Genomic DNA, 23,154 nt, shown 5'->3' with positions numbered 1-23,154 from the left:
CGTCTGGCGACTCAGAGCGCCGGTGAGTCGCCAGATCTCACTCTTCGGCGCGGAGGGGCGGGAGGGGAGGGCGAAGGGTGGGAGGCATGGGAAGATGCTGACCATGAACTTCACCGAGCGCACTGGCCGCAAACCAATCGTCGCCGTGCTGGTGGGGGACCGGTCGGTGGTGGGACTGGAGCGGGTGGCGGCACTAGCCGAGATCCGTGAAACCGGCGCCGCCGGTCTCCCCTCGGCGCTCCGCGGAGCCGATGTGCTCTACCTCTGGGACTACTTCTCCGGAGCGCTGGAGCCAGCCTGGAAACACGCCGATTCCCTGCAGTGGCTCCACGTCGCCGCGGCCGGCGTCGACAAGCTCCTGTTCTCTGACTTGGTCGAGTCGCCGGTCACTGTGACGAATGCGCACGGCGTGTTTGACCGCCCCATGGCCGAGTACGTCCTCGGCGCCATGCTGTTCTCGGCCAAGGGCTTCGGCCAGACCCGCGACCAGCAGCACCACCGGGTCTGGGGGCGGCGGACCACCCGCAACATCGCCGGTGCCCGGGTGCTTATCGTGGGAACGGGGAGCATCGGCCGGTGCACTGCACGCCTCCTCACCGCGGCAGGCGCCGACGTCGACGGCGCCGGCCGGGTAGCCCGGAAAGGGGACTCCGATTTCGGTACTGTCCACTGCAGTTCAGACCTCGCAGCGGTGGTGGGCGCGTATGACTGGGTGGTCCTCGTGGCGCCCCTGACCCCGCAGACCGACGGAATGGTCAGCGCCGACGTGCTCGACGCGATGTCGCCGTCGTCCTACCTCATCAATGTGGGACGCGGCCGGCTCGTCGATGAACCGGCGCTGGTGCGGGTCCTCGCCGACGGTGGGATAGCCGGCGCGGTGCTGGACACCTTCGCCGTCGAACCCCTCCCCACCACCAGCCCGCTCTGGGGGATGGACCAGGTGCTCATCTCGCCGCACATGGCGAGCGACGCCGATTCCTGGCTGGAAGATCTGGCCCGCCAGTTCGAGACCCATTTTCTCACCTGGCATGCCGGCGACCGGCTACCCCACCCGGTGGACAAGGCGCTCGGGTACGTGCCGACGTCGGGCTAACCCAGCGAACGAATCCGGGCCGGGCGGAATAGATCCTCTTCCTTCGGGCGTTGCGGCTAAGAGGATTCCACGCCTATTCACTTTTCGAAGGATTCTCCGTGCCCCATAGTTCCCCGCCCGCCGCCGCGAACCAGCATGCCGCGAACCAGACGGCCGAGCGTCAGGAGGACACGGCGGACGAGCAACGCAACAAGCTGGTCATCTCGCTGCTGCTCGTCTCAGCCTTTGTGGTGATCCTCAACGAGACCATCATGAGCGTTGCACTGCAGTCCCTGACCGTTGACCTCGGCATTACCGTCAGCGCCGGACAATGGCTGACCACTGCCTTCATGCTCACCATGGCAGTGGTCATCCCCGTCACCGGGTTCCTGCTGCAGCGCTTCCACACCCGGCCGGTTTTCATGGCTGCCATGTCCCTGTTCAGCCTGGGCACCCTAGTGTCGGCGCTCGCGCCCGGCTTCGAGGTGCTGCTGGTGGGCCGGATCATCCAGGCCAGCGGAACCGCGATCATGATGCCGCTGCTGATGACCACGGTCATGACCCTGGTACCGCCCGCCTCGCGCGGCCGCACCATGGGCAACATCGCCATCGTCATTTCGGTAGCGCCGGCCATCGGCCCCACCATTTCGGGCCTCATCCTCAGCGTGCTGGACTGGCGTTGGCTGTTCTGGCTGGTCCTGCCCATCGCGCTCGGTGCACTGGCACTCGGCGCCACCCGCATCCAGAACGTCACGACGCCGCGACGCCTCCCCATCGACATCCTCTCGGTGATTGTCTCCGCCCTGGCCTTCGGCGGGATCATCTACGGACTTAGCCAGTTCGGTGAAGCTGCCAACGGCGGCGGAGCCGTGCCGCAGTGGCTGCCCCTCGCCGTCGGCGGTGTGGCCCTGCTCCTCTTTGTCCTGAGGCAGCGCACCCTGCAGCGCGCCGACCGGGCCTTGCTGGATCTCAGGACGTTCAAGTCCCGCACCTTCACCATCTCCATCCTGGTGATCTCGGTGAGCATGATGGCCCTCTTCGGAACCATCATCCTGCTGCCGCTGTACGTGCAGAACGTTCTCGGGCTCGAGCCGGTGGTGGCCGGTCTGCTGCTCTTCCCGGGCGGGCTGACCATGGGTCTGCTCGGCCCGGTGGTGGGCCGCATCTTTGACAAGCGCGGCCCGCGGGTCCTGGTGGTGCCCGGCGCGATTATCGTCAGCCTGGTCTTCTGGGGACTGACCATGCTCAGCGAAACCACCCCCTTCCTGATGGTTATGGTGGCTCACGTCTTCCTGAGCGTGGGCCTCGCACTCATGTTCACGCCGCTGCTGACCTCGGCACTGGGCTCGGTCCGCCCGGCCCTGTATTCCCACGGCAGCGCGATTGTCGGTACCGTCCAGCAGCTCGCCGGCGCCGCCGGCACCGCCCTTTTCATCTCGGTCATGACCATTCAGGCGACCGCACTGCTCGACGACGGCGCCTCCGAAGTCGCTGCCGAAGCCGGCGGTATCCAGGCCGCCTTCTTCTGTGGGGCGATCGTCTTCATGTTTGCCGTCGTCGCTGCTTTCTTCATCAGGAAGCCCGACGAGGTGCCTGTTGACGGTGCCGAGGCCCCGCTCGACGGCGCTGGAGTGCCAGCCGTCCACTAGGCGGCTAGGGGTGCCTGATCCCGTCACCGTTGATGACGGCCAGGTACCCCTCCCGGAACGTCGGGTAGGTGAACGCGAACCCCGTGGCCCGCAGCAGTGAGTTGCTGAGTCGTTTCCCGCCGGACCGTGACGACGACGACGGCCCCACCGGTGGTGTGGGCAGGCCCAGCTGGGCGGCGAGGAACTCAAGTACCTCACCCTGGTCGACTGGCTCATTATCGACGCCCACGTACACCGGTCCCGGTTCGCTCAGGCGCGTGGTCAGGTGCACGATGGCCGCCGCCGCGTCGTCGCGATGGATTCGGTTGGTCCACTGAACGTCCTGGGGTACGACGGCGGTCCCCGCCGTGAGCTGGTCGATCAGCCGGGTGCGGCCCGGACCGTAGATACCCGACAGGCGAAGGATGGTGGCATGGGGCCGCCGGCTGCGCAGGAGCTCTTCGGTGCTGGCCAGGATTCGTGCGGTGGCGGTCCCGGGTGCCAGCGGAGTCGATTCGTCGACCCACCCGCCGTCGTCGCCCCCAAACACGGCGGTGGAGGACACGAGCAGGACCTGGGCATCGACGCCGTCCCGGTCCAGCGCGTCAAGCACGTTCCCCGTGGCGGTGAGGTAGGCCGATCGGTAGGCGTCCTCGGTGCGGCCATCCGCAGCGGTGGCCAGGACCACGATCCGGGTATCGGCCGGAATCTGTGGTAGCTCGCCGGTGAGATCCACGGCGGCTCCCTCGATCTCCGCCGGCAGCTTGCCCGGCGAGCGGCGCCACCCGATCACCCGGTGCCCGGCCGCGGCGAACCTCAACCCCGCCTCAGTGCCCAGGTCCCCACAGCCGGCAATCAGCACCGTACCCCGAGTGGCGTTTGGTTCACCCGATTGATCCACGTTGCACTCCTTCTCGCGCCGGCCACAAGACCGTAAAAGTCGAGCCTACAGCGGCGGGAGCCGCTTGAAATCCCAGTGACCGGGCCCGGAGGGTGGGACTGTCTGGACAATCCCAGCCATCGGCTGCGATCGGTGGGACTGAAGGGGACGGCACGGCCTAGCGGGAGGTGACCCGGCCGTCGTCGGGCTGCTTCTCCCGACCCACCCGGGTGGCGGGCTGAACTGGAACCTCAGGCAGCACAGGGCCAGGGCGTCGTTTCTTCCGCCGCGACGTCACCGACCGCCCGTACACGGCGTACATGCTCAGGCCCATGATGATCATCAGCAGCACCGTGTAGACCAGGGTCAGCACCATGGCGTCGCTGATGTTATCCCCGTCGGTGCTGTTTTTGATCACAATGCCCAGCGGTTCGTACAGCGGGGAGTAGAGGAACACTGCGGTGTCGTAGTCATCAAGGAGGCTGTTGAAATTCAGTGCGGTGATCGCCGCAGCGGTGGGCAGGACGATGGGCAGCAGCACACGCCGGAAGGTGTACAGGGACTTGGCCCCCAGGATCCGGGCCGCGTCTTCCACCGAGTCGCTGACCGAGTAGAACGCTGCCTTCAGTAAGCGCAGGGTGAACGGGATCTTGATGATGATGTAGGCCACAAGCAGCACCCACACCGTCCCCGTCAGCACCTGCCCACCAATCAAAGCATTGGGGCGGTCAAACGTGAGGATCAGCCCCAACGCGATCATCGTGGACGGCAGGATCCACGGGATGTGGAGCAGGTACTCGGCCACCATGGTGGCGACGTTCCTGTGCTTCTGCAGGATCCGGGCAACGAACAGCAGACCCCCGACGACGACGACGGCCGCTGCTGCGCTGTACAGGACGCTCACGATGAACGGCTGGAAAGCGCTCTGGGTGGTGAAGACGGTGATGTAGTTGTCCAGCGTGAACCGGTCCCAGGACAGGGTGGCCGTCTGGATGCTCGCCGAATCGGTGAAGGAGAACACCACGATCAGGAGGATCGGCAGCATGTACACGACGAAGAGGACGTAGGCGATGGCGTGAACCACCACGCTGGCTACCGGGTTGGTGATCTTCTGCTTCTGCATGGTCGCGGAAACCTTGGACACCGAGAAGTAGGTGCCGCCTCGTTCCACCCGGCTCATCACAGCAAGCAGGATCATCGTGGCGACGCCGAGAATCAGCGCCAGCAGGGCGGCGATGTCACGGGAGGTGGTGCTGCCGGAGAAGGTGAGAATCAGCGGGGTGACGGTCTGGAAGTCGGGACCGCCCAGCACCTGCGGGGCCGTCAGCGCGGTCAGGCCGCCGAGGAACACCAGGATGGTGATCGCGAACAGGATGGGACGCAGCACCGGTAGGACAATCCGCCACAGGACGGTCAGCGTCGAGGCACCCATGCTTTTGGCCGCCTCGATGGTCTGGAAGTCCACCTTGTTCAGCGCCGAGGTGAGGAACAGCATGTGATAGGACGTGCTGGCGAAGGTCATCACGAAGACCACGGCCAGGAACCCGGTGAACCACTCGGCGTTCATTCCAGGGAAGTAGTTAAGGAGCAGATTGGTGATGAACCCGTTCTGCCCGTAAATGAACTTGTAGCCAGCCACCAGGACAATGCCGCCGTAGATCAGGGTGGTGGCGTAGCCCAGCCAGAGGATCCGCGAGCCCAGAATGTCGAAGTACTGGGTGACCAGCACAATGAAAATGCCGACAATGTTGACGGTGACGGCCAGGACGATCGCGAGAATAAAACTGTTGCCCAGCGACTTCATGGCGCGGTCGGAGCTCAGCAGCTTGTCGACTGACCGGGGGGTGAACTCACCGTTCGGAAAGAAGGTGGTGGCGAGCAAACCCACATTAGGGGCGACGAGGAAGGTGACAATAAACCAGGTCAGCACCACCGAGGTCACCAGGACCATGGGGGAGCGGATCATGGACCGCAGCGACGTCTTCATCGGTCCCCTCAGTACTGAAGCACGTTGTCGGGATTGATGAACAGGTCAACCGTTGCGCCAAGGTGGAGCGCACTGGGACCGTTCTCGGAGACCAGCGTCTTGATGCTGTTCCCGCCGACGTCGACCGTGTACCGGCTGTGCATGCCGTGGTAGCTCCGGGCGGTTACCCGGCCGTTGACCTTCACCGCGGCGGCACTGACCTGAGTGCGGTCCAGGCCCACCTTCTCCACCCTGAGGTAGGAGCTCTTGGCCGGATCAAGTTTCCGCATGGAGACTGCGTTCAACTGCTGGATCAGCGCTCCGTCCAGCACGTTGATGTCCCCGATGAAATTGCAGACGAACTCTGTGGAGGAGGAGTCGTAAATCTGTTCGGGCGGTCCCACCTGTTCCACCACGCCCTTGTTGAAGACGGCGATCCGGTCGCTCATGGTGAGGGCTTCATCCTGATCGTGGGTGACATACACGGTGGTGATCCCGAACTGGCTCTGCAGGTCCTTCAGCTGGCCGCGCAACTGCACACGCAGCTTCGCATCGAGATTGGACAGGGGCTCATCCAGCAGCAGGATCTTCGGTTGCAGCACCAGCGCGCGGGCAATGGCGACGCGCTGCTGCTGGCCGCCGGAGAGCTCGGAGATGTTCTTGCCCAGCTGCTCGTCAGTCAGTTCCATCTTCGCTGCAATGTCCGCGACAAGGCGTTCGGTTTCAGCCTTGCTTTCCTTGCGGACCTTGAGCCCGAAGGCGATGTTCTCCCAGACATTCATGCTGGGGAACAGGGCATAGTTCTGGAACACCATGCCGATGCTGCGCTTGTCGCTGGACAGCTGGGTGACGCGCTTGCCGTCCACATAGACGTCGCCCCGACTGGGATTCACGAATCCCGCAAGGGTGCGCAACGCCGTCGTTTTGCCGCACCCTGACGGGCCAAGGAGGGTGAAGAACTCACCTTCCTTGACCTCAAGGTCCAGATTCGGCACCGCCACGAAGCCGTCGAACGAGACCTCAATATTCTCGTACCTGATCATCAGGGCATGTATTCCAGTTCGATCTTTTCCACCCACGGAGAGATGTTGTCCCGGATGAACTCCCAGTCCAGGTCCTGTGGAGGAAGAGACTCATACTGCTCCAGGACAGCGGGGTCCGCCATCTCGAGGGCGCCCTCATTGGCGGGAAGGGTCGAGAACTCCTGGGCGAACCCGCCCTGGACCTCGGCGCTGCCGAACCAGTCGATGAACCGCTGCGTCTCCTCCTGCTTGCTCGTACCCTTGACCATGGCCACCTGCTCGACCGCGTAGGGGATGCCGACCGACGGCTCCACCACGCCGGCGGCAACGCCGTACTCCGCCTCGCGGGCTGGCAGGCCACTGATGGTCATCTGCCCCAGGTCCACGGTGTCCGACACCATCCGCGCAAACAGGTCTTCGCCCTCGACGGCAGGGGAGCCGTTCTCAAAATAGCCCTGGATCTGAGCCCAGCCCTCGTCCGAAATTCCCAGGTCACCGCTCTCGTCCTGGTAGCGGGTCAGAATGCCGGCCATCACAATCTGCTCGGTAGCGCCCTCCAGAGAGTTGACCGACTCGTAGCGGTCGTGGAAGCGCTCGTCCTCCCAAAGATCGGTCCAGTCCGACGGCGCCTCGCCCGCAGGGATAGCATCCGAATTGTAGGCGAGCACGATGCCCTGCTGCACCAACGGCCAGAAGGCTTCGCCGTCGCCGAGCTCCGGGTCCACTTCGCCCGACCAGGCGGGAGTGTAGGCCTTGAGGATCCCCTCCGCCTTGATCTGTTCGAAGTACATGTTGTTCAGGCCGAAGACGACGTCGGCCACCGGGTTCCCGGCCTCGGCAATGATCCGGTTGGTCAGATCGGCGCCGCCGGCGCCCACAATCTCCAGGCTGAACCCGGCTGCTTCGGCTTCGGCTTCGAGCCATTCACCTTTGCCATCCGAATTTGAGTTGGTGTAGACCACCAGGGTGGCGCCCTCAGCCGAATCCTCATTGCTGGTCTCGGTGGATGCGCCACCGCACCCGGCAAGGAGCAGCGCCGCTGCCAGAGTGGCCGTAACCGAAATTGTTCTACGCACGTCGTCTTTTCCCTTCTCACCCCCGGACGACGAATCGTGGAGGGCTGAGCCAATAGCAGGGCACGAATCCGTGCCCGCTTGCCCATGCTCGTCCAGTCCGGTGGAGGGAATACAGCGCGTCAGTGAACTAGCGGTGAACGGCTCACCACCTTTAGGCCAAGGCTGCAACCTCGTCCGTCCGGGCGGCGGCGTCGGCGTGCTTATCCTTCCGGTGCCGGAGCTGGCCGATCAGTGTCACCACCGAGGTGAGGACCGCTGAGAGTGCAATACCCACCCAGAGATCGATATGAAGTGCCGCTGCCCCGACGAGGGCGCCGAGCAGAATCAGCGCGATGGCGAGCGCGCGGCGCATCCAGAACTGGCTCTTTCCGCCGGCGAGACGGGAGTCCGAGGCGAGCCCGGTAATGGTGGACGTCACCACCACTGTGGTGATCTCAGCGACCTTGAGACGCTTCGCCGTGGCAGCCTGTATGCCCATGGCAAGGGCCAGTGTGCTGGTGGTGATGCTGCCCAGCAGATGGTCGCCCGTGACATCGATCAGCGCGGTGAACACCGCCAGGCCGCCGATGAGCACTGCCACCCCCAAAAACGTTAACGAGGTGCGTCCGCTCCACCCCTCGGGGGCCTTGCGCAGCACGCGCCCGCCAATGACTGCACCCACCATGAAGAAGAGTAGAGCCAGCGCGGGACGCAGCACCGGAAGGTCGCTGCCGCCGGCAATGGCCATGCCCAGCAGGACAACGTTTCCCGTCATATTGCCGGTGAAAACTTGATCCAGTCCCAGGAAGCCGACGGCGTCCACCACGCCGGTTGAAAACGTGAGGACCAGCATCAGCCATAGGTGGAGTCGCTCGGTGGAGACTGGCTGACGCTGCATTGGATCCTCCGGTGTGTACGAGCTGCTGTTCAGAGACTGGTGTTATACGAACCGTCACATTTCGGACGGCATGTATACAAAATACACCGTTCTGTTTATTGTTGTATGCAATCGGTCACATGAGACCTGCGCCACATGCAGCCCCCGCCTCCTGAACCAAGGATAGAAATGCCGCCCACACCCCGTACGCAGCCGGTCCCGCCGGTCCCGCCGGACACGCGATCCCGGTCCTCACTCAAGACAGCCGGCGTGTTTGCGAGTGCCGCCGCGATGATCCTCGCGATGACCGCGTGCCAGCCCCTCCAGGCCCTCGAACCGGCGCCCGAACGCGAAGAGATCACCACCGCCTCGCTTGAGGGCAAGACCATCGTCGAGGGGGGAGACCTGGTGATGGCCCTTTCCGCCGAACCCGACCGCCTCGACCCGACGACGTCGTCGTCCCTTTACACCCGTTACGTCATGCAGACCATGTGCCAGAAGCTGTACGACATCGATGCGGCAGGTGAACTCATCCCGCAGCTCGCCACCGAGCTGCCCGAGGTTTCCGACGACGGGCTCACCGTCACCATTCCCGTGCGGGAAGACGCAGTGTTCGCCGACGGCACCGAGTTCAACGCCGAAGCGGTCCGCAAAACCATTGACCGCCACCTGAACCTGGAGGGCTCATCCCGGGCCAGCGAGCTCGGGCCCATCACGGGCATCGAGGCGACCGACGAGTACACGGTCGAGATCACCTATGAGACCCCGTTCGCCCCGCTGACCGCCGCACTGGCCGACCGCGCGGGCATGATGCTCTCGCCGCAGGCACTCGACACGGCGGGCGAAAACTTCGGCGACAGCCCGGTGTGCGTGGGCCCGTTCAAGTTTGTCGACCGGGTTCCCCAGACGTCGATCTCCGTCGAGCGGGACCCGCTCTATTACGACGCCGAGAACGTCCACCTGGACAGCATCACCTACCGGATCATCACCGACGCGAACATCCGCGCCGCGAACCTGCGCTCCGGTGACGTCCACGTGGCCGACACTATTTCACCCCAGGACATTGACGCCCTGACTCAGGAGGAGGGGATCGGCGTGCTGCAGGTCGGCTCGCTTGGCTACCAGGGCCTCACCATCAACCTCGGCAACACCGACGGCGTCGGCGAACCGGTGGGCACCATCGACACGCCCCTTGCCCAGGAGGCAGCCGTGCGGATGGCGCTGTCCATGACGATTGACCGTGAGGCACTCGTCAACACGGTCTTCAACAGCTGGTACCAGCCGGCCTGCTCGCCGGTCTCGCCGGAAAGCCCGTTCACCTCCGAGCTCAGCGAGGACTGCCCGCCGTTCGACCCTGAAGGCGCTGTCGCCCTGCTCGACGAGGCAGGCATCGAAATGCCGTACGAGATCGAGATGCAGGTTTCCAACGCCCCCGACACGCTGCGCTTCGCCCAGGCCCTGCAGGCCGCGGTGTCCGAGGAGGGCGCGTTCAGCCTGACCATCGTTCCGGTGGAGTACTCCACCCTGCTGGACGTCCAGTCGCGCGGGGACTTCGAGATGCTGCAGCTCGGCTGGTCGGGCCGGGTAGACCCGCACGGCAACATGTTCAACTTCCTCTCCACCGGCGGGGGTAACAACTACTCCGGTTACAGCGAGGACGACGTCGACACCCTCCTCCGGGAGGCGGCCCAGACCATCGACGAAGGCGAACGCGCCGACCTGTACGGCCAGGTGATCGAGAAGGTCCAGGAAGACAACCCGCTCATCTACCTCTACCGGGTGCGCAGCCTCACCGCCTACTCCACCGATATCGCGGGGGTGGAAACCTTCGCCGACGGCGTGGTGCACCTCAGCAACGTGGCCTTCATCGATGAACCGGCAGAGGCTGCCTCGGCTGAAGCGGAAGGGGCCCAGCCATGATCCGCTATGTGGCATCCCGGCTCTGGCAGTCGGCCCTGACCCTGCTCCTGGCGTCGCTGGTGGTTTTCATCGGCGTCCGCCAGCTGCCGGGCGACCCAGCCCTGGCCATGGCTGGAGAGGAAGCCTCGCCTGAGCAGGTGGAGGCGATCCGTGAACAACTGGGGCTCAACGACTCACTGACCAGCCAGTACTTCACCTTCATCGGCAACATCATGCGCGGCGACTTCGGAGAATCAACCCGTACCGGGACCCCGGTCACCGAACTGATCGCCACCACCCTGCCTGTCACCCTGTGGTTGTCCGCCTACGCGATCGTGGTGGCCGTCGTCGTCGGGATCCTGTTCGGCGTCATCGCCGAACGGTTCCGCGGGCGTTGGCCCGAATGGTTCGCCAACGGGTTTGCGCTCGTCGGCCTGTCGGTGCCGAACTTCTGGCTCGGCATCCTCGCGATCCTGTACCTGTCCGTAACGCTCGGCTGGTTCCCGGCGTCGGGATATGTGGACGTGGCAACCGACCCGTTGCGCGGCCTGTACTACCTGACCCTCCCGGCCGTCATTCTGGGGACCGGGCTGGCCGCCGTGATCATGCGGCAGACCCGCGCGTCGATGATCGAAACCATGAGCACCGACTATGTGCGGACCGCCCGGGCCAAGGGCCTGGGCCGGGGCCGGGTGCTGATGCGGTACGGGCTGCGGAACTCGCTGATAGTGGTGGTCACCATTGTGGGGCTGCAGCTCGGCGGGCTGATTTCCGGCGCCGTGGTAACCGAGCGGATCTTCGCACTGCCCGGCTTCGGGAAACTGACGCTCGACGCCGTGTTCACCCGTGACTACCCGGTCATCCAGGCCGTGGTGCTGATCATCACCATGTCCTACATCGTGATCAACCTGGCCGTGGACATCCTGTACTCAGTCGTCAACCCGAAAATCCGAGTCGGAGGAGCCAACTAATGGCCGCTACTGAAATCGCCCCCACGGGGACCGGCCCGGCCATCGGGCCTGAGGGTGCCGGCCTCGGCTCGGCCCGCGGCCGGATCTGGCGCTCCCTGCGCCGGAACCCGCTGGGCATTGCCGGCGGCATCATGCTCGCCCTGGTGGTGCTCGCAGCGGTGTTGGCGCCGCTGATCGCACCCTACGATCCCACCGAGGTCCACTTCGACGCACCCTTCCAGGATCCCCTCACCGTGGGCTACCTACTGGGTACCGATGACCTGGGCCGGGACATCTTCTCGCGGATGCTCTTCGGCATGCAGGCCTCCCTCCAGGTGGGCGCACTGTCCGTGCTGCTCGCCGTCGTCGTCGGGACGCCACTGGGGCTGCTGGCCGGCTACTGGAAAGGGTTCGACGCCGTCATCTCCCGCCTCACCGACGTCACCCTGGCCTTCCCGTTCCTGATCATCGCCGTCGGACTGGCGGCGATCAGCGGGCCCAGCCTGTCCAACGCTGCCATTGCCCTGGGGATCGCGCAGATTCCGACCATGATCCGGGTGGTCCGCGGTGAAACGCTGCGGATCAAGGAGAGCGACTTCGTGCTCGGCGCCCGCACCATGGACGCGTCGGGGCTGCGGATCATGGCGCAGCATGTGTTGCCCAACGCGGCGTCGGCGATCATTGTGCAGGCCACGGTGATCATGCCGGTCGCGGTGATCGGCGAGGCGCTGCTGTCCTTCCTTGGTCTCGGGATCCAGCCGCCCACCCCTAGCCTGGGTATCATGCTCTCGGATGCGCAGCAGTACATTTTCAGGTCTCCGACTGCCGCCATCTTCCCGGGCGTTGCGATTGCCGTGATCTGCCTGGCCTTCAACCTGTTCGGGGACGCCCTGCGCGACGCACTCGATCCCACCAGTACCTCAAGTTCCCGCTCCCGAACACGTAAAAAGAACCGAAAGTGACGTTGATGACTTACACAGCACCCGCTTCCTTCACTACCCGGCCCACCCTTGAGGGCACCTTCGGGATGACCGCCTCCACCCACTGGCTGGCCACCGCGTCGGCGCAGGCAGTCCTTGAACGCGGCGGGAACGCGTTCGACGCCGCCGTTGCCAGCGCGTTCGTGCTCCACGTGGTGGAACCCCACCTCAACGGTCCGGGCGGCGATATGACCGGCGTGTTTGCGACGGCGGCGAACCCGTCCGAGCCCATCGTCCTGATGGGGCAGGGCCCCGCACCGGCCGCTGCTACCCGGGAGCACTACCTTGCCGAAGGGCTGGAGCTGGTGCCAGGTTCGGGTGCGCTCGCCGCCGCGGTGCCCGCCGCCGTCGACGCCTGGTTCCTGCTGCTGCGCGACCACGGCACCTGGGAGCTCGGCGACGTCCTGGACTTCGCCATCGGCTACGCCCGCAACGGGCACCCGATTGTGGGACGCGTCGGCGCGACCATCTCCGCCGTCGCCGACCTGTTCAACGACCATTGGCCGACGTCGGCGGCGCTCTGGCTGCCTGAGGGCAAGGCTCCCGCGGCCGGTGACATGATCAGGAACGAGGCCTACGCCGTCGTGCTGGACCGCCTGGTCGCGGCCGGTGCTCCCGATGCCACCCGAGAGGAGCGCATCGACGCCGCCCGGCGTGAGTGGAGCGAGGGATTCGTGGCGCAGGCCGCCGTCGCCTTCACCGCCCAGCCGCACCGCCACTCGTCCGGCACCGATCATGCCGGGGTGATGAGTCTCGAGGACTTCGCCGGCTGCCAGGCCGGGTATGAACCCGCCACCACTTTCGAGTTCCGCGGTCACACCATCGCCAAGACCGGAGCCTGGGGGCAGGGACCGGCCCTGCTGCAGACCCTCGCCATTTTGGCCGGGTACGACGACGAGCACCTCGACCCGTCCACGGCGCTCGGCGCCCACACCATCCTCGAGGCGCAGAAACTCGCGATCGCCGACCGGGAAGCGTACTACGGAGACGCCGACGTCCCCCTCGATTACCTGCTGTCCGAGGGCTACGCGGCCGAACGCCGCGCACTGATCACCGACAGGGCGTCCACCGAGTTCCGCCCCGGCACCGTACCGGGCCGGGAACCGTTCACCCCGCCGCTCCGTACCGAGTACCTCCCGCCGGCGCTCGCCGGGATCGGCGCGATGGCCGGCGTCGGGGAGCCCACGGTATCGCGCAGTGGTGAAACCCGCGGCGATACCTGCCACATCGACGTCGTCGACCAGTGGGGGAACATGGTCTCTGCCACTCCGTCCGGTGGCTGGCTGCAATCCTCGCCCACCATCCCGGAGCTCGGGTTCTGCCTGGGGTCACGGTTGCAGATGACCTGGCTGGAGGACGGCGCGCCGTCGACCCTCCGCCCGGGCAAGCGCCCGCGCACCACGCTGACCCCCACCCTGATCCTCAAGGATGGGGTGCCAGTGGTGGCGTTGGGATCGCCCGGCGGCGACCAGCAGGACCAGTGGCAGCTGCTGTACATTCTGCGGACGATTGTCGGCGGCTACTCGCCGCAGCAGGCGATCGACGCGCCGTCCCTCCACACGACGTCGATCCCCGGCTCCTTCTTCCCGCGGACCTGGGAGCCCGGCGGAGCCGTAGTGGAGGACCGTCTGGGTGAGGACGTCATTACCGATCTGGAGGATCGCGGCCACGTGGTCACCCGGGCGGGTGACTGGGCGCTCGGCCGCATTTCCTCAGTGGTCAGCGACCCCGCAACCGGCGTGCTGAAGGCCGCCGCCAACCCGAGAGGAGCACAGGGCTATGCAGCAGGGCGATGAACTGAACGGAGTTCGATCAGACACAGGATCACGAGAGGTCCTGCTGAAGGTCGAAAACCTTGAGGTGACGTTTGGTGACACCCCGGTGCTGCACAACGTCAGCTTCGAGTTGCGGAAGGGTGAGCGGGTAGCCATCGTGGGGCAGTCAGGCTCCGGCAAGTCGACGACCATCGGCGCCATCCTGCAGCTGCTGCCCGGCAGCGGCTACGTCTCCGGCGGGTCAATCTGCCTGGGCACCGCCGGCGACACGGTTGAACTCGCCGACGCCTCCGAGGCGCAGATGCGCACCATCCGTGGCTCCCGGCTGGGACTCGTCCCACAGGATCCGATGTCCAACCTGAACCCGTCGATGAAGGTCGGCGCCCAGATCGCCGACGCGCTGATGTCCAACCGGGCACCAGGCAGCGAACGGCTGGACCGGGCCCAGACCAAGGCGCGCGCCGTCGCGCTGATGGCCGAGGCGGGGATTCCCGACGCCGAACGCCGGTACGGGCAGTACCCGCACGAATTCTCTGGCGGCATGCGCCAGCGGGTCCTGATCGCCATTTCGTTGGCGGGGGAGCCGGAGCTGCTGATCGCCGATGAGCCGACGTCGGCCCTTGACGTGACAGTGCAGCGGCAGATCCTGAACCACCTCCAGAACCTGGTGGACGCCCGTGGCACCTCGCTGCTGTTCATCACCCACGACCTGGGATTGGCCGCCGACCGCACCGACCGGATCATCGTGATGTCCGAGGGGCGCATTGTCGAGGTAGGCACGCCCCGCGAAATCCTTCTCAACCCGCAGGAGGACTACACCAGGGCCCTCGTTGCCGCGGCGCCGTCCGTGGTGGCGGTGCTGGGCCGGGAACCCGCCGGTGGCGGCATGTCGTCGATCGCCGGTCCCGAGCCGATCCTGGTGATCCGCGACCTGTTCAAGGAGTTCAAGCTGCGCGGCCAGCGCGGCGGTCTGGTGCAGGCCGTCAAGGATGTCTCCTTCAGCGTGCAACGGGGGACGACGACGGCGGTGGTCGGCGAATCCGGGTCGGGCAAGACCACCGTGGCCCGGATCATCCTCGGGCTGGAGACCGCCACGTCCGGGAACGCGCTGATCGACGGCAAGACCATCACTGCCAGCCGCGGCCAGGAGCGCCGGGCGCTGCGGCGGATGGTGCAGCCGGTCTTCCAGGACCCGTACGGATCGCTTGACCCCACGTTCAGCATTGAACGGCTGATCGACGAACCCCTGCGGATCTTCAAGGTGGGGGACAAGGACGAGCGCCGCCGGAAGGTTGCCGACCTGCTCGACCAGGTGGGCCTGCCGCATTCGGTGGCGCAGCGCCGGCCCAACGAGCTGTCCGGCGGGCAGCGTCAACGGGTGGCCATCGCCCGCGCGCTGGCCCTGGAGCCGGAGATGCTCATCCTCGACGAGGCGGTGTCCGCGCTGGACGTGCTGGTGCAGGACCAGATCCTGCGGTTGCTGGCCGATCTGCAGGACCGGCTGGGGCTGACCTACCTGTTCATCAGCCACGACCTCGCCGTCGTCCGCCAGATTGCCGATAATGTGGTGGTCATGAAAGCAGGCGAGGTGATGGAAGCGGGAACGGTGGATCAGGTCTACAACCGGCCCGAGTCCGGGTACACCCGCGAACTGCTGGGAGCGATACCCGGTGCTGCCTTTGCCGCCTGATCCGACACCGGTTGATCCTGCCCCCAAACAGCGGGTGCAGGACGAAATCCGGCATGACATCATTTTCGGTTCCCTGCAGCCTGGCACGCGCGTGACCGAGGCTGTGCTCGCCGCCAAATACGGGGTGTCCCGCATCCCGGTGCGGGAGGCGCTGCGTGCGCTGGAGGCTGAGGGTTTCGTCGAGTCCAAACCCTACGCCGGGTCGACGGTGTCGGAGATTCCGGTGGATGACGCCGACGATCTCTTCTCCGTGCGTGAAGCGCTTGAGGCGGCCACCGCGCGGCGTGCTGCGCGGCGGGCGGCCGCGCAGTTCAGCGCAGGGGAGCCCAGCGCCGAGTGGTGGAAGGCGCGGCGATCGCTTGCTGACCTGCTCGACGTCGGCGACAAGGCCGTCGCGGAGGGGAACCTCCAATCACTGCCGGAACTGAATATCCGGTTCCATCTGGGGATCGCCGACCTCAGCGGCAGCGCCTCGCTGACGGCCCTGTTGCGCCAGATCTCCGGCAAGATCGAGTGGCTCTACGCGACCGACGTCGACAATCGGGGCAAGCAGTCCTGGAGTGAGCACCGCTCGATCATGGCCGCGATCGACGCCGGCAACCCGGCCGAGGCCGAGCGGCTGATGGCCGGTCACGTCCACCAGTCCCGCGTGGGCTACCTGGACCGGTTCGCCACCCCCTGACCAGGCTGTCCGCGGGACGGGGCTAGAGGAGCGGCCGGAGCGGGGCCAGGATCGCTTCGCTGACCCGGGCGACGATGTGCCGGCGTTCCCATTCCTGGATGGTGAGGATACGGCTGTTGCCGCTGTCGATCGCAAAGATCTGCTCCATGCTCCGGGCCAGGTCCTCGTCAAAGATTTCGATGTTGATCTCGTAGTTGCCGGTCAGGCTCAGCCGGTCAATGTTGGCGGTTCCCACCGTTGACCATTGGCCATCCACGGTGGCGGTCTTCGCGTGAATCATCGCGTTTTGGTAGAGCAGTACCTGGATCCCGTTCTCCAGCATCGACGTATAGAATCCGCGGGACAGCCAGTCGGAGAGCACGTGGTTGGATTCCTCGGGAAGGATCACCCGGACGTCGACTCCGCGTTTGCTGGCCCTGAGGAGGGCGTTGAGGATCTGCTGGTCGGGGATGAAGTAGGCGGTGGTGATGTAGATGTGGTCCTTGGCGCGGTTGATCGCATCGAGGTAGACGCCGCGGATGGGGAACACCAGGTTGGCCGGGATGTTGTTGACCGCACGCAGCCGTGGCTCCCAGAAGTCGGCGCTAATGTCGTTCAGGGGCGGCCGTGACTTCGCCGCAGACAGATTCCAGACGCTGACAAACGCTTCGCGCAATTCCCAGACCGACGGCCCAGCGATCCGCAGATGCGTGTCCCGCCACTTCGTGGCGTACAGGGTGCCGATGTTGTAGCCGCCCACAAACCCGACGGCTTCATCCACCACCAACAGTTTGCGGTGATCGAAACCGGTGCCCCGGATATTGGTGAACAGCACCGACGGGCGCAGCACCGGAAACCTGAAGACCCGGACGTCGGGGTGGAACGAGTAGAACGACGGCCGGACCACCAGGTTCGCGAACCCGTCATAGATCACGTACACCTTCACACCCCGCGCGGCCGCCTCGTTGAGCGCGTCCCGGAAGGTGTGTCCGACGTCGTCGCCCTTCCAGATGTACGTCTCCATCAGGATCTGGTGCTGGGCGGACCGGATCGCCTCGAGCATCGCCTCGTAGAGGTCCTCACCGTAGGTGTAGACGGTGGTGGTCGAGCCGGCCACATGGCCCTCGAAGATGCCGGGTTTGGGGAACCCTTCGCGCTTTGTTCTGATCCTTTTCTGCACTGCGTCAATGATCACCAGTGTCGCAGCGACTGCCGCCTGCAACCCCGCGAGCGCCAGCGCCGCTCTTCCAACAACTGTCCGGGCGAAGCCAAAGAGGTGCTTCGGGTGGTGTAGACGCATAACCAAGAGCCTATCCGACCGACGACGGCGGTCAGAGGCGGCGTAAATACCGGTCCGGGGCGTTCATGAAGCTCCGCCAGTTCACTGTCAGGTCCAGCTCATCCCAGTGCATGTGCCGGAACCCCCACGGGCCGAGCTCCAGGATTGTCGCTCCGGGCAGGGACGCGAGGAGGGGAGAGTGGGTGGATAGCAGCACCTGCGACTTCCCGTCGGCCAGCAGTTCCTTGAGGATGCCCAGCAACGCCAGGCACCCGCCGAACGACAGGGCGGACTCCGGCTCATCCAGCACCTACAGGCCCGGTCCGCGGAACCGGTCCACAGCGAGTTCCAGGAAGGATTCGCCGTGGGACATCGAGTGGAACTCGGAGTCCTTCCGCGACATGCTCGGATTTTTCTCGAGGTAGGTGAAGAACCCGTGCATGGTCTCGGCCCGCAGGAAATAGCCGCGTTTGGTGGCGCCGGGATTGCGGACCAGCTGCAGGTGGGCGGAGAGGTCCGATTCGGACGGCCGGGTGGAGTGCTGAGCCCCGGTGGACCCTCCCTCCGGTGAGAGTCCGAACGCCAGCGCGATTCCCTCGATCAGCGTCGATTTGCCGGAGCCGTTCTCGCCGACGAGTACCGTCGCCGCACCCAGGTCCAGTCCGTCGCCCAGCAGTTGAGCCACGGGCGGCAGCGTGCCCGGCCACTGTCCCGGCTCCAGCGGATACGCCGGGTGGGCGGTCACCCGGCGGAGGGGGAATCGGTCGAGGTGCATCACAGCATCATGGCAGCCGCCTCCGACAGTCACAATCTCCTGCACCATCCGTCGGTGTGCCATGATCAGCGCATGGCGCGTTCCGCCGACGCCATGATGAGCACACGACGAAGGAGTCACCCCGCATGACCGGTTGGAGAATCAGGGACTTTCACTCTGCTGACATGGACGCGATCCTGCACCTCTGGGAAGAGTCCCGCAGCGCCGGCGTCGAACCGGTGTATGCCCTGGCCGAGGTTCTCGCCTCCTGCCAGAAGGACCACGCCGTCGTCGCCGTCCACGGTGACACCGTGGTGGGCACTGCGGTGGCCCGCGCCGCCCACGATCAGGGCTGGATTGTCTTCTTCGCCATCGATGAGGGCTGGCGGAACCAGGGGATCGGCAGTGCGCTGCTCGCCGCGATCGAGGGCAGGATGGCGCCGCACGGCCTGACCAAGCTGTCCACCCTGGTGCCCGACGCCGAGCACCGGGTGGATGCGCTCCTCAACTCTGGCTTCCAGGACCGCAAACACCTGAGGTATTTCGAACGGGACATTCCCGTGCAACGCCAGGAAATGGGCCTGCTCAGCGAACTCGGCGGACGGTTGATGCCGCGGAATCTGTGGAACAACGTAGGCGGGATGCAGCGGGAAAAGGAACTGCTTGAACGCCGGCTGGTGCTGCCCCTGGCCAACCCCGACCTCGCCGAGCAGTATGGGGTGGTGCCGCCGCGCGCCGTGATGCTGTTCGGCCCGCCGGGCACCGGAAAGACCACGTTCGCCAAGGCCATTGCGTCGCGGCTGGAGTGGCCCTTCGTTGAGGTGTTCCCGTCACGGCTCGCCGCCGATTCCAAGGGGCTCGCGGGGGCGCTCCGCGAAACGTTCCTCGAGATCGCCGAACTCGAACATGCAGTGGTCTTTATCGACGAGGTCGAGGAGATCGCCGCCCAACGGCAGGGCGAACCACCGTCCCCGTTGCAGGGGGTGACCAACGAACTGCTGAAGATCATCCCTGCGTTCAGGGAGCGGCCCGGCCGGCTGCTGGTCTGCGCCACGAACTTCATCCGCGCGCTCGACACCGCGTTCCTCCGCCACGGCCGCTTCGACTACGTCATCCCTATCGGCCTGCCCGACTCCGCCGCCCGCCACGCCATCTGGCAGCGCTACATTCCGGCCGAGGTGGCGGCCGACGTCGATATCGCCCGGCTGGTCGACACTTCCGACGGCTTCTCCCCGGCGGATATCGAGTTCGCGGCCCGCAAGGCATCCCAGCGGGCCCTGGAACAGGCGGTCTTCGGGGCGTCCGACGGCGGCGCCCCCGCTGCGGGCCCCTCCAGCGAGGACTACCTGACGGCCATCGCGGAAACGCGGACCACCGTGTCGGCGTCCGTGGCCCAGGAATTCCGCGAGGACATCGAACGGATCGCCAGACTGTAGCGGGGCGCGAGGACTAGCGGGGTTTACGGCCCAGATACACGGTGTTGGTGGAATCCCTGCCCTGCAGCGGGTTGTCGAAACTGACCACCTCGGCGCGGACCTCGGTAAACACGCCGCCCAGCAGGGCGAGGTAATCGTCGTCGGGCGGGTCGTTTGACCAGAGCGCGAAAATCCCGCCGGGATGCAAATGACCGGCGAGTTTGAGCGTCCCCGCCGGGTCATAGAACGCCGCGTGGCTTGGGTGCAGCACGTGGCGGGGCGAATGGTCGACGTCGAGAATCACCGCGTGGAACAGCCGCGCCGGCGCCTCGGGGTCGAAGCCTTCCGACGACGCGGCCATCGCGAAGAAATCCCCGTGGACGTAGCGGCAGCGGGGATCGGCGGTCAGGGATTTTCCGGCCGGGATCAGTCCCGACTGGTGCCATTCGATGACTTCGCCGAGCGCCTCGACGATCAGCAGCGACTGGGCGCGTGGACTGTCGAGTACGGCCTGGGCCGTGTAGCCGAGGCCCAGCCCGCCGACGACGACGTCGAGCCCGTTCCCGGGCAGCTCGGCGAGGGCCAATTCGGTCAGCTCGATCTCCGCCACGGTGAAAAGGCTTGACATGAGGAAGTCGTCGTCAAGCTTGACCTCGTAGACCTCCTTGTCGAAGGTCGGGTCCCAGCGGCGGCGCAGGCTGATCTCGCCCAGGCGGGTCTTGCGCCAGTCGAGCTCCTCGAACCGGGCGCTCATCTGGGGGCTCCGGACTGCGGGAGGGCTGACACGGGACGGTGAGGCTGAAGGAACATGTCCCCAGTGTGTCAGGGATAGCGGGCGCTGGCCCAGGTGTGGTGGCGGGTCGTCAGTCGCGCACCCGGACGGCGGTCTCACGCAGGTACAGATCCACCCGCGTATACGCATCGCGGGTGAGGGCCTTCCACAGTTCGACGGCGAGGCGGGGGTCCTCGGCCTCGAGCCGGGAAATGGCATCGGCGGTGAGCACCATGACCTTGACCCCGCCCTCAGCCTTCACCGTGGTCTCCTGCCGGTCATCGCTGCCGAGCGCCAACTCCCCGAAGGTCATGCCGGCGCTCAGTGTGGTCAGCCGCACCCGGTGCCCGGTCGGTCCCGGGACCGAGGTGGTGATTTTTCCGGACAGGATAAAGAACACGCCGCCAAACCGTTGACCCAGCCGCCGGATCACGTGGCCGTCGTCGTACTCCCGTTCTTCCATCCGCTCGGCGAGGGCTGCGGCGTCTTCGGTAGTCAGCGGGCTCAGCGCCGGGCAGTCGGTGACCTTGACGGCCGAGGGGAGGTACAGGTCGTCGCCGTACGCGGCGATCAGCCGGTCCTCACACCACTCAACAGCAGCGGTCCGGGTGTCGAAGGTGGGGACTTCCCGGTCCACGTGTTCGAAGGTGTCGGCGAGGGCGCCGTCGCTGTCGATCAGGACCAGTTCCCTGCCCTCGCTGACCAGGTTTTCGCGGGTTTCGGCCAGCAGGCGCAGCGAAACGTCAGCCACTTCGTCCACCCGGCGCAAGTCGAGGATCACCAGTTCAACCGTCTGGTCCAGCGAACTCAGTTCGCGGATCATCGACTCGGTACCAGCGAAGAGCAGGTCGCCGTTGAGTTCGATCACCCGGGCGCGGTGCCCGTTGTCGCGCAGAAGGTCCATGGCCTCATCGTTGCGGCGGATCCCTGAGGGCGACGCCGAAATGTCGTACGTGGACCGGATCGCCGATTTACCCGTCCGGGCTGCCCTGACGAAGTGTAGTTCCATGTCACGGGACAGGCGCTGGCTGGTGGCCATGCCGCGGACGCTGCTGCCGTGCTCGTCCAGCGGCGGGGAGTACACGGCGAGTCCTACCTGGCCGGGGAGGACGGCGATGGTGCCGCCGCCCACACCGCTCTTGGCCGGCATGCCGACGGTGCTGATCCAGGCGCCCGCGTCGTCGTACATGCCGCACGTCGTCATCACCGACAGCACCCGTTCGATCGGGCCGATCTCCAGGACCTGGCGGTGGGTGAGCGGGTTGCGGCCACTGTTGGCCAGAGTGGCCGCCATCACCGACAGGTCCAGGCAGTTCACCAGCACCGAGCACTGGCGGAAGTAGTCCTCGATCACCGGCGTCGGATCGTCCTCAATGATGTTGAAGGAGCGCAGCAGGTGGGCCAGCGCACGGTTGCGGTGGCCGTGTTTGAGCTCGGACTCGTAAATGTCAGTGTTCACGCTCAGCTGCCGACCCGCGAAGGCCGAGTACGTATTGAGGATCCGCTTGAACCGGCCGTTGCCGCCCGACCCCTTGATCAGGGAGGTGGCAGTCAGGGCGCCAGCGTTGATCATGGCGTTGGACGGGCGTCCCGACCCCTCGGCGAGCGAAATCTCGTTGAACGAATCCCCGGACGGTTCGACGTCCACTTTTTCGTCGACCGCTTCCATTCCCAGATCGGCGAGGGCCAGCCCATAGGTGAACGGTTTGGAGATCGACTGGATGCTGAACTCGTCCCGGGTGTCCCCGACCTCATAGATGTAGCCATCCACGGTGGTGAGGCAGATCCCGAAGTTGTTCGGATCCACATTCGCCATGGCAGGGATGGAGCTGTACGGCTTCCCGTCCTTCAGATCCGAGATCTCCTGGTGGATGCGCTTGAGGTAATTTTCAATCGGGGAGTCCATGACTGCAACATTAGGCGAAGTTGGGGTTTGCCCTGAGTATGACCGGGTGCCGGGCCGTCACTTGACCTGCGTCGGCGGTTGTCAGTCAGCGGCCTTTGCGGCCCAGAATCAGGGCCAGGGCGATGCCGACCATCCAGATGTCCTTCGCCACCATGGTCCCTTCCTGACTGGGGCGAATGCCATCCGACTCGGTCATCTCCGGAGTGCGGAAGTACATCAGCATGGTCCCGCCGGAGAAGGCGCCGAGGGCAAGACCCGCCAGCCTGGCGGGGACGAAGGGGGTGAGCAGCGCGGTCCCGACGCCCATCTCAGCGTAGGAGAGGTATGTGCCGAACTTCTCCGGTGCGAGTTGAGCCACCTGCGGGATGGCCTTCGCGGCCATCGTCTGCAGGTAGGCCGCGGTGCCGGGATCGAGGTGCCGCTTGCTGAACCCGGAGTTCAGGATAAAGGCGCCGGTGGTCAACCGAAGGGGCGCCTGACGTGCAGTGAAACTCATCACATTCCTTTCACAGCCGGACTCTTCACGGTGAGCCTACGTCCGCAGGGCCGCCCGCGCTAGAGGAACGGGAGAAT

Annotated in this window: 18 protein-coding genes and 1 pseudogene; 9 read left to right on the top strand and 10 right to left on the bottom strand. The window is 65.7% G+C overall.

Going from position 1 to position 23,154, the window contains the following annotated elements; translation table 11 throughout:
• Nucleotides 1–22 precede the first annotated feature (22 nt).
• Entirely contained in the window at nt 23–1,093 is a 1,071-nt protein-coding gene (locus tag IWX62_RS08110; protein ID WP_333483287.1) for a D-2-hydroxyacid dehydrogenase, read from the top strand.
• A 98-nt stretch (nt 1,094–1,191) separates the two neighbouring features.
• Nucleotides 1,192–2,721 (top strand): MDR family MFS transporter, encoded by a 1,530-nt coding sequence (locus tag IWX62_RS08105; protein WP_196840847.1) that lies wholly within the window; start codon nt 1,192–1,194, stop codon nt 2,719–2,721.
• A 4-nt stretch (nt 2,722–2,725) separates the two neighbouring features.
• On the opposite strand, the gene IWX62_RS08100 is transcribed toward IWX62_RS08105, so the two are convergent.
• The 5 genes from IWX62_RS08100 to IWX62_RS08080 all read right to left on the bottom strand — a co-directional run bounded on the left by IWX62_RS08100 (nt 2,726) and on the right by IWX62_RS08080 (nt 8,521).
• On the bottom strand, nt 2,726–3,601 hold the full coding sequence (locus IWX62_RS08100; protein ID WP_333483286.1) for an SDR family oxidoreductase: 876 nt from the start codon (nt 3,599–3,601) through the stop codon (nt 2,726–2,728).
• 157 nt (nt 3,602–3,758) lie between these two features.
• The gene (locus IWX62_RS08095) at nt 3,759–5,567 is read right to left on the bottom strand and encodes an ABC transporter permease (RefSeq protein ID WP_196840846.1); all 1,809 of its coding nucleotides are present in this window, start codon (nt 5,565–5,567) and stop codon (nt 3,759–3,761) included.
• Between the two features lie 8 nt (nt 5,568–5,575).
• The gene (locus IWX62_RS08090; RefSeq protein WP_196840845.1) at nt 5,576–6,589 is read right to left on the bottom strand and encodes an ABC transporter ATP-binding protein; all 1,014 of its coding nucleotides are present in this window, start codon (nt 6,587–6,589) and stop codon (nt 5,576–5,578) included.
• Nucleotides 6,589–7,644: an extracellular solute-binding protein gene (locus IWX62_RS08085; protein WP_196840844.1), complete on the bottom strand. Its 1,056-nt coding sequence runs from the start codon at nt 7,642–7,644 to the stop codon at nt 6,589–6,591. Before IWX62_RS08085 ends, IWX62_RS08090 begins: the two co-directional genes overlap by 1 nt.
• Nucleotides 7,645–7,795: 151 nt before the next feature.
• Complete coding sequence (locus IWX62_RS08080; protein ID WP_196840843.1) at nt 7,796–8,521, bottom strand: YoaK family protein; 726 nt, start codon at nt 8,519–8,521, stop codon at nt 7,796–7,798.
• Between the two features lie 168 nt (nt 8,522–8,689).
• On the opposite strand from IWX62_RS08080, the gene IWX62_RS08075 reads away from it, so the two are divergent.
• Genes IWX62_RS08075 through IWX62_RS08050 form a run of 6 tightly spaced genes read left to right on the top strand, consistent with a single transcriptional unit; the run spans nt 8,690 to nt 16,476 of the window.
• Nucleotides 8,690–10,420, top strand: coding sequence for an ABC transporter substrate-binding protein (locus IWX62_RS08075; protein ID WP_196840842.1), 1,731 nt, complete (start codon nt 8,690–8,692; stop codon nt 10,418–10,420).
• A complete protein-coding gene (locus IWX62_RS08070) occupies nt 10,417–11,370 on the top strand; it encodes an ABC transporter permease (protein WP_196840841.1) in 954 nt (317 codons plus the stop codon). Before IWX62_RS08075 ends, IWX62_RS08070 begins: the two co-directional genes overlap by 4 nt.
• The gene (locus IWX62_RS08065) at nt 11,370–12,311 is read left to right on the top strand and encodes an ABC transporter permease (protein ID WP_196840840.1); all 942 of its coding nucleotides are present in this window, start codon (nt 11,370–11,372) and stop codon (nt 12,309–12,311) included. The genes IWX62_RS08070 and IWX62_RS08065 overlap by 1 nt, the downstream gene beginning before the upstream one ends.
• A 5-nt stretch (nt 12,312–12,316) precedes the next feature.
• Entirely contained in the window at nt 12,317–14,125 is a 1,809-nt protein-coding gene (locus IWX62_RS08060) for a gamma-glutamyltransferase family protein (RefSeq protein WP_196840839.1), read from the top strand.
• Complete coding sequence (locus IWX62_RS08055; RefSeq protein WP_196840838.1) at nt 14,109–15,794, top strand: dipeptide ABC transporter ATP-binding protein; 1,686 nt, start codon at nt 14,109–14,111, stop codon at nt 15,792–15,794. Before IWX62_RS08060 ends, IWX62_RS08055 begins: the two co-directional genes overlap by 17 nt.
• Nucleotides 15,775–16,476 (top strand): GntR family transcriptional regulator, encoded by a 702-nt coding sequence (locus IWX62_RS08050; RefSeq protein ID WP_333483285.1) that lies wholly within the window; start codon nt 15,775–15,777, stop codon nt 16,474–16,476. The genes IWX62_RS08055 and IWX62_RS08050 overlap by 20 nt, the downstream gene beginning before the upstream one ends.
• A gap of 22 nt (nt 16,477–16,498) precedes the next feature.
• Here IWX62_RS08050 and IWX62_RS08045 read toward each other — a convergent pair whose 3' ends face one another.
• Nucleotides 16,499–17,755, bottom strand: coding sequence for a phospholipase D-like domain-containing protein (locus IWX62_RS08045; RefSeq protein ID WP_333483284.1), 1,257 nt, complete (start codon nt 17,753–17,755; stop codon nt 16,499–16,501).
• 31 nt (nt 17,756–17,786) lie between these two features.
• Nucleotides 17,787–18,509: pseudogene (locus IWX62_RS08040) on the bottom strand (ATP-binding cassette domain-containing protein).
• Nucleotides 18,510–18,634: 125 nt separating this feature from the next.
• On the opposite strand from IWX62_RS08040, the gene IWX62_RS08035 reads away from it, so the two are divergent.
• Complete coding sequence (locus IWX62_RS08035) at nt 18,635–19,924, top strand: ATP-binding protein (RefSeq protein WP_196840837.1); 1,290 nt, start codon at nt 18,635–18,637, stop codon at nt 19,922–19,924.
• Nucleotides 19,925–19,937: 13 nt separating this feature from the next.
• On the opposite strand, the gene IWX62_RS08030 is transcribed toward IWX62_RS08035, so the two are convergent.
• The 3 genes from IWX62_RS08030 to IWX62_RS08020 all read right to left on the bottom strand — a co-directional run bounded on the left by IWX62_RS08030 (nt 19,938) and on the right by IWX62_RS08020 (nt 23,077).
• Nucleotides 19,938–20,657, bottom strand: a complete 720-nt coding sequence (locus tag IWX62_RS08030; protein ID WP_196840836.1) for a spermidine synthase — start codon at nt 20,655–20,657, stop codon at nt 19,938–19,940.
• Nucleotides 20,658–20,766: 109 nt separating this feature from the next.
• Entirely contained in the window at nt 20,767–22,581 is a 1,815-nt protein-coding gene (gene glsA, locus IWX62_RS08025; protein WP_196840835.1) for a glutaminase A, read from the bottom strand.
• 85 nt (nt 22,582–22,666) lie between these two features.
• Entirely contained in the window at nt 22,667–23,077 is a 411-nt protein-coding gene (locus IWX62_RS08020; RefSeq protein WP_196840834.1) for a hypothetical protein, read from the bottom strand.
• Nucleotides 23,078–23,154: the final 77 nt, after the last annotated feature.

This window comes from Arthrobacter sp. CAN_A1, from assembly GCF_015751665.1.
GTDB lineage: Bacteria > Actinomycetota > Actinomycetes > Actinomycetales > Micrococcaceae > Arthrobacter_D.
Note: the sequence above shows the minus strand (reverse complement) of the source record. Positions and strands in the feature narration are given on the sequence as shown.